The organism is Cellulomonas algicola (assembly GCF_003851725.1).
In the GTDB taxonomy this organism is placed as follows: Bacteria; Actinomycetota; Actinomycetes; order Actinomycetales; family Cellulomonadaceae; genus Cellulomonas; species Cellulomonas algicola.
The window spans coordinates 1-7,122 of record NZ_BHYL01000145.1; the positions used below are offsets into that span (position 1 = coordinate 1).

The following is a 7,122-nucleotide window of genomic DNA, read 5'->3' on the forward strand; positions in this document are numbered from 1 at the left end:
CCCGTCGAGAACTGGTCGGGGTCGACGCGCGAGAAGCCGTCGAGGAACGCCTGGCGGGCCTGCTCGGGCAGCGCCGCGGCCTCGTCCTGCGCGGCCGCGGGGATCGCGATGCCGAGGCGCGACGACAGCATCGCGACGACGGCCGCCGACCCGATGACGCCGCCGATCTGGCGGTTCGTGTTGAACGCGCCCGCGCCCGCGCCCGCGTTGCGCTGGTCGAGCCCTGCGGTGGCGGTCGCGGCCAGCGGCGAGAAGAGCATGCCGGTGCCGATGCCGAACACCGTCATGGGCAGGACGAGCTGCCAGACGGGCACCTCGGGACGGATGACGGCCGCGAGCCACGCGACGACGACCACGAGGATCGCGAAGCCCGTCGCGACGATCCACTTCGCCGGGACGCGGTCGGACATCCGGCCGGCGACGGGCGCGACGACGCCCGAGAGCAGCGAGCCGCCGAGGCCGATGAGGGCCGCGTGGAGCGGCGACAGGCCGAGGACCAGCTGGGCGAAGATCGTGAACGGGAAGAAGATGCCGGTCATCGCGAACGTCACCGCGAAACCGGCGACGTTGGACAGCGAGAAGTTGCGCACGTGGAACAGGCGCAGCGGCATGAGCGCGTCGTCGCCCAGGTGCCGCTGCCACAGCACGAACCCGACGAGGACGAGCACGCCCAGGCCGACGATCTCCCAGATCGTCACCGGCCCGACGACCGTGCCCCAGTCGTAGGTGTCGCCCTCCTGCAGGCCGAAGACGACGAGGAACATGCCGAGCACGGACAGCACGACGCCGAGCCCGTCGAAGGTCCGCGCGTGCGTGGGCAGCGCAGGCAGGCGGCGCAGCGCGAGCCACAGCGCGACGACGCCGACGGGGACGTTGACGTAGAAGATCCACTCCCAGCCGACGGTCTCGACGAGCAGGCCGCCGAGCACCGGGCCGGTGATCGTCGCGACGCCCGCGACGGCGCCCCAGACACCCATCGCGGCGCCGCGGCGCGCGGGCGGGAAGACGCGCGTGATCATCGACATCGTCTGCGGCGTCATCAGTGCGCCGCCGACGCCCTGCACGGCCCGGGCGGCGATGAGCATCCCGATCGAGCCGGACAGGCCGCACCACAGCGACGCGAGCGTGAACACGACGAGACCGACGACGAAGACGGGCTTGGGGCCGAACCGGTCACCCAGGCGTCCCGTGACGAGCAGCAGGACCGCGAACGTCAGCAGGTACGCGCTGTTGACCCAGCCGACCTCGGTGAACGACGCGTCGAGCTCGGTGACGAGGGTGGGGACGGCGATGTTCACGATCGTGGTGTCGATCATGATCATGAAGAAGCCGAGGCACAGCGGCGGGAGCACGCTCCACGGGCTGCGCCCGTGCAGGTCGACGAGCGCGCGGGGCTGCTCGGTGGTCATGGGTCCTCCGGGGACGGTCGGTGCGGGGTGGGTGCGGCGCGGGGTCGGTGGCGTGGCGTGCCCCGACCTGCGGGGTCAGCGGCTGGTCGCGGTCGCCGCGGGGCGGCGGTGCCGGGCCTCGAGGAAGGCGGCGGGGAACGGGTCGTCCCAGCCGAGGGCGTCGTCGTCGAGCTCGGCGACGGTGCGGTCGAGCCACTCGACCTCGTGGCGCAGGTGTGCGACGTCGTGCTCGACGTCGAGCAGGTGGCGGCGCGGCAGGCCCTGCGCGCGCACGCGGGTGTAGGCGGACTCGAGCTCGGCGAGGCGCTCGGCCTCGCGCTCGCGGCGCCGGACGAGCGCGTCGCGGACGACGTCGCGCGGCAGGTCCACCGCCTCGGCGAGGCCGACGGAGAAGACGGGGTGGACCGGGTGGTCGTCGCCCAGGAAGCTCGCGAGCCGCCGCTCGTACGCGCTGCGGCCGGCGTCGGTGAGCCGGTAGGTGGTGCGCTCGGGGCGGTTGCCGCTGCGCTCGGTGCCGAGCGCCTCGACGAGGCCGTCGCGGGCCAGCCGCTCGACCGCGTGGTAGACCGCGCCGGGGTTGACGCGCACGAGCCGGGTGTCGCGGCGCTCGACGAGCGTCTGGAAGACGTCGTAGGGGTGCCGCGGGTGCTCGCGCAGGAGGCCGAGGACGAGGACGGCGACGGCGGACAGCTCGGGCACGCGTGTCTCCTTCCTCCGGTCGAACTATTCCCGCCGGAATATACAGACGAGTAGCCTCCGTCGCGATCCCCGCGGGCCGCCGACCGACTCCTCACCCCCTGAGTTGCGCAAGGTCACAGGTCGGTCTCGGACTTGCGGAATCGCTCCCACACCCGCCGAACGGCTGCTTAGCATCGACGCATCCCGCGCCCGTCGCCCCGTCGGCGCGTGCTGACGACGAGGTCCCCGGAGGCTCGATTGGGCTGGACGCTGCGCGTGCTGCGGCACCGCGCCGCCGCGCAGAGCACGCTGCTCGCCGCCGTGCTCGCCGTCGCGCTCGTGGGTGCGACGCTGCTCGGCACGTTCGCGCTGCTGCTGCACACGAGCGAGACGCGGGCGCTCGGCGAGGCCCTGGGCCGGTCGTCCGCGACCGACACCGACATCGACGTGGTGCTCACGCTCGGCCGCGAGACGCCGGCCGAGGCGCTCCCCGTCGCCGACGACTACCTCGACGACCTGCTCGGCGGCGTCGACGCCGACCGGGAGCGGTGGCTCACGTCCGCGCTCTACCACGTCGGCACGGGCAACCGGATCGGCCTGCCGATGGCGTACCTCGCCTCCGAGCCGACGATCCCCGAGCACGCGACGCTGGTCGCCGGCACGTGGCCCGACGTCGCCGTCGACGCCGAGGGACGCGTGCCCGTCGCCGTCCCGCGCACCGCGGCCGACGCGCTCGGCTGGACGGTCGGCACGGTCCTGCCGGGGCGCAGCTCCGAGACGCGTCAGGACCTGCCGATGGTCGTCGTCGGCGTGCACGAGCTCGACGGACCCGGTGCGCTGTGGACGCGCGACCTGCTCGACGGCGCGCAGTTCCACCCGGCGTGGCCGATCCCGGGCACCTTCGGCTTCAACACGGCCCCGCTCTACGGCCCGCTCGTCACGGTCCCCGAGGCCCTCGCGGCCGGACCGGTGCAGGTCGCGAACGTGCGCGTCGTCGCCGCGCCGCACCTCGCCGACGCGCCCACGGCCGACGTCGACGCGCTGCGCACCGCGCTCACCGACGGGCAGGCCACCCTGAGCGCGGCCGCCTCGCCCGTCTCCACGGGGGCGCGGCTCGCGACCTTCCTGCCCATGACGATCGACGAGGCCGTCGCCGGGCTCGCGGTCACGCGGATCACGCTCGTGGTCGTCGGCCTGCTCCTCGTCGTCCTCGCGGTGACCGTCCTGCTGCTCGCGGCACGCCTGCTCGCCGAGCGTCGGGCGGCCGAGCAGACGCTCATGGCCTCGCGCGGCGCCACCGCCGGCCAGATCCTGCGCCTCGCCACGATCGAGGCCGCGGGCGTCGCCGCCGTCACCGCGCTCGCCGCGCCGTGGCTCGCGCGCCTCACGTACGACGCGATCACGCGCCTCGACGTGCTGCGCGCCGCCGGCCTGCACCAGGACCCCGGAACGCCCGTCTCCCTGTGGCTGACCTGCGCGGTCGCCGCGCTCCTGCTCGCCGGCGTGCTCCTGCTGCCGCTGCTGCGGCGGCGCGGCAGCGTCGTCGAGGCCGAGCAGCAGCTCGTCCGGCAGGACCGTCGCGGCGGGCTCGCGCGCTCGGGCGCGGACCTCGCGATCCTCGTGCTCGCCGGGCTCGGGATCTGGCAGCTCCAGGGCTACCGGTCCCCCGTGCTCGCCGGCACCGGCCCCGCCCGGATCGACCCCGTGCTCGTCACCGCGCCCGCGCTGCTGCTGCTCGCGGGCGCCGTGCTCACGCTGCGGCTGCTGCCGCTCGTCGCCGGTCTCGGCGAGCGCGTCGCGTCGCGCAGCCGCTCGCTGGTCGTACCGCTCGGCGCGTGGGAGGTCGGCCGCCGGCCCGCGCGCGCGTCCGGTGCCGTGCTGCTGCTCACGCTCGCCGTCGCGGTCGCCTCGTTCGCGCAGGCCTTCCTCGGGACGTGGCGGACCTCGCAGCAGGAGCAGGCCGACCTCGCGACGGGGACCGACCTGCGCCTCGACCGGCTGCCCGGCGCCCCGCTCGAGCAGTCGACCCGGGTCTCCGCCCTCGAGGGCACGACCGCCGTCAGCGCCGTCACCGACCGCCAGGTGGCCGTCGGTGGCTCGATCGACACGCTGAGCGACGCGCGCCGGCCGTGGGCTCAGCTGCTCGCGGTCGACACGACGCACGCGGACGCGCTGCTGCGCGGTCGCATCGACGGCGGCTGGGCGGAGGTCACCGAACGGCTCGCCCCCGACGAGCCCGCCACCGGGGTCGCGCTGCCCGGTCAGGTCCGCGCCCTCCTCGTCGACGTCGGCACCGACGCCAAGCCGTCGGCCGACGTCGTCGCCTCCGTCACGCTCGTCCTGCAGGACGCCCTCGGGGTCCGCACCCCGCTCGCCGTGCCCGTCACGCCGCACGTCGGGGAGGACGTCGACGACCTCCGTGTCGAGCTGCCCGAGGCCATCGAGGGGCTGTCGCTCGTCGGCCTGGTCGTCGACCTCGAGTCCGGGCAGGACGAGGACGCACCCGAGGACCGCGCGAGCCGCGTCCGCGGCGAGGCGTCCGCGATGACGGTCTCGCTCTCCGACCTCCGCGTCGTCGCGCCCGGCGCGGACGGCAGCGCGACCGGCGCCGTCACGCCCGTCGCGCTCGACAGCGCGGCCTGGGACGCCCGGCCCCCCGTGCTCGGGTTCCCGGAGCCGCCCGGCGTCGCGGTCGTCGACGGAAGCCTGCGCCTCGGCGTCAGCATGATCCCCGAGCTCCTGCGCGCGGGCGGCCTCACCTTCGCGGGCGCGACGTTCGAGGCGCCCGAGGCCGTGCCGGCGGTCATCACGGACACGCTCGCGACCGCCACGACGGCCGAGGTCGGCGACGAGGTCGCGCTCGACCTCGGGGACGGCCGCGCACTGGCCGTCGAGGTCGAGCGGATCGTGCCGTACCTGCCCGGGCACCCGCGCGGGTCCGCGCTGCTGGTCGACCGCGACGTGCTCTCGCGCGCCACGCTCCTGTGGGGGTGGGCCGACCCGATGCTCGACGAGTGGTGGTTCGAGGTCCCGGACGACCGCGTCGCCGACGTCGCCGGGGAGATCGTGCGGACCGAGCTGGGCGACCCGACCACACGCGTCGACGCGCGCGCGGTCGCGACCGACGGCCCGCTCCGGGTGGGCGTCCAGGCCGCGCTGTGGGTCGTGACGATCGCGGCGCTCGCGCTCGCGTTCGCCGGGTTCGCGATGAGCGCCACCGTGTCCGTCCGCACCCGACGGCTCGAGCTCGCGCGGCTGCAGGCGCTCGGCGCGCCGCGCGGCGGCATCGTCCGCGCCGTGCTCGTCGAGCACGGGATCATCGGCGTCCTCGGCGTGGCCGCCGGGCTCGCGATCGGCGGGCTGCTCGCGGGCGTCGTCGGACCGCTGCTCACGGTGTCCGGCCAGGGCCGCCGGCCGGTGCCGCGCCCGCTCGTCCAGTGGGAGTGGCCCGCGCAGGCCGTGCTTGTCGCGGTCCTCGTCGCACTGGTCGCGCTCGCGGTCGCCACCACGACGAACGCCCTGGTGCGCCGGGCGTCCGGCACGCTGCTCCGGCTGGGGGACGAACGATGACGACCACCACGACGCGGCCCGGCACGCCCGCCGCGGCGCCGCCCCCCGACCAGCGGGGCGGCGCGCTGCGCGCCGCGACCGCCCTCGCACCGCTCGTCAGCAGACGGCGCAGCCGGGACGACGCCGGTCTGCTCACGCTCGCGGCCGTGCTGCTCGCCGTCACCGTGCTGCTGTCCGTCGCACTCCCACGCCTGCAGGCGCGGACCGCCGACGCGACCGTGCGGGGCGTCGTCGCCGAGGCCGGCACGGATGCCGACGTCGCGATCCGGCTGCCGAACCGCGACGACATCGGCGCGCGCGAGCCCGACCCGGACGAGGCGACGCTCCTCGCCAACTCCGCGTCGGTGGTCTGGGGCGAGACGCCCCGGACCATCCGCGCGGTCACGTCGGCGCCGGTGACCGGCGTCGAGACGATCACGCGGACGGCGCGCGTCGCTGGCGCCGGCCAGGTCATGCGGCTCGTGCACGTCGGCAGCAACGAGGTCGGTGTCCCGCTCGTCCGCTGGGTCGAGGGCACCGCGCCGGCGGCGTCGGTCTGGGCCGCTCCGGTCGAGGACACCGGCAGCACGGGACCCGCGATCATCGACAGGCCGGCGCCTGAGCGCGAGATCCAGGTCGGGCTCGCCGCGCGCACGGCCGAGGAGCTCGGTATCGACGTCGGCACCCGCTTCCCCCTGACGCTGCCCGCTCCGGGCCGCGTCGTCGCGCACGTCACCGGCCTCTTCGAGCCGATCGACGCGACGGCGGCGCAGTGGCAGACCTACGACGACCTGCTCGCACCGTTCCCGGCCGCGACGGGAAGCAAGGCCGAGAACCGCGTCGCCTACCTCCTGTCCGACGAGTCGCTGGCCGACGCGATGGCGGCGCTGCAGGTCACCGCGATCTCGCGGCTCGTGCGGCTGCCGGCCGAGCCCGAGGCGTTCTCCGAGCGGGGCGCCGCGACCGTCGCGCGCGACCTCTCGGTCCTGCTCGCCACGCCCGGCACCTATGCGACGCCCGACGGGCAGCCCGGCATCGAGACGGACCTGCCGGCCGTGCTCGACGACGCCGTCGACCGGCTCACCGCCGCCCGCGCGCAGGCCTCGGTGCTGCTCGTGGGTCTCGCGACCGTCGGCGCGCTCGCGCTCGTGCTCGCCGCACGGCTGCTCGTCGGGCGGCGCGAGGGTCTGCTGCTCGCCGAGCGCGCACGCGGCGCGTCCGTCGCGTCGGTCGTCGTGCGGGCGCTCACCGAGAGCGTCCCCGTCGGCCTGGTCGCCGCCGCGACCGGCGCCCTCGTGGCCGTCCTCGTGGTCCCCGGCACCGAGGGCAGCTGGCTCGTGGCCGGCCTGGTCGCGGTCGTCGCGATGGTGGCCCCGGCCGTGGCGTCGGCGCTCGTCGTCCGGCGCGCGTGGACCGGCGCACGCCAGCCCGCGAACCGCAGCGACCGCGAGCGGGTCGCCCGCCGGCAGGGCGCCCGGCGCGTGAC

4 protein-coding genes are annotated in these 7,122 nt (G+C 76.0%); 2 read left to right on the top strand and 2 right to left on the bottom strand.

The window, feature by feature from the left end:
- Both CTKZ_RS10520 and CTKZ_RS10525 read right to left on the bottom strand, forming a co-directional pair.
- The coding region (locus CTKZ_RS10520; protein ID WP_124342906.1) for an MFS transporter at positions 1-1,409 on the bottom strand (1,409 nt) is incomplete at its 3' end.
- Between the two features lie 75 nt (positions 1,410-1,484).
- On the bottom strand, positions 1,485-2,108 hold the full coding sequence (locus tag CTKZ_RS10525; protein ID WP_124342907.1) for a PadR family transcriptional regulator: 624 nt from the start codon (positions 2,106-2,108) through the stop codon (positions 1,485-1,487).
- A 207-nt stretch (positions 2,109-2,315) separates the two neighbouring features.
- On the opposite strand from CTKZ_RS10525, the gene CTKZ_RS10530 reads away from it, so the two are divergent.
- Together CTKZ_RS10530 and CTKZ_RS10535 are read left to right on the top strand one after the other, a co-directional pair.
- The gene (locus CTKZ_RS10530; RefSeq protein ID WP_124342908.1) at positions 2,316-5,657 is read left to right on the top strand and encodes an FtsX-like permease family protein; all 3,342 of its coding nucleotides are present in this window, start codon (positions 2,316-2,318) and stop codon (positions 5,655-5,657) included.
- Positions 5,654-7,122 (top strand): hypothetical protein (locus CTKZ_RS10535; protein ID WP_148090481.1); only part of this gene is annotated, 1,469 nt, incomplete at its 3' end. The genes CTKZ_RS10530 and CTKZ_RS10535, both read left to right, overlap by 4 nt.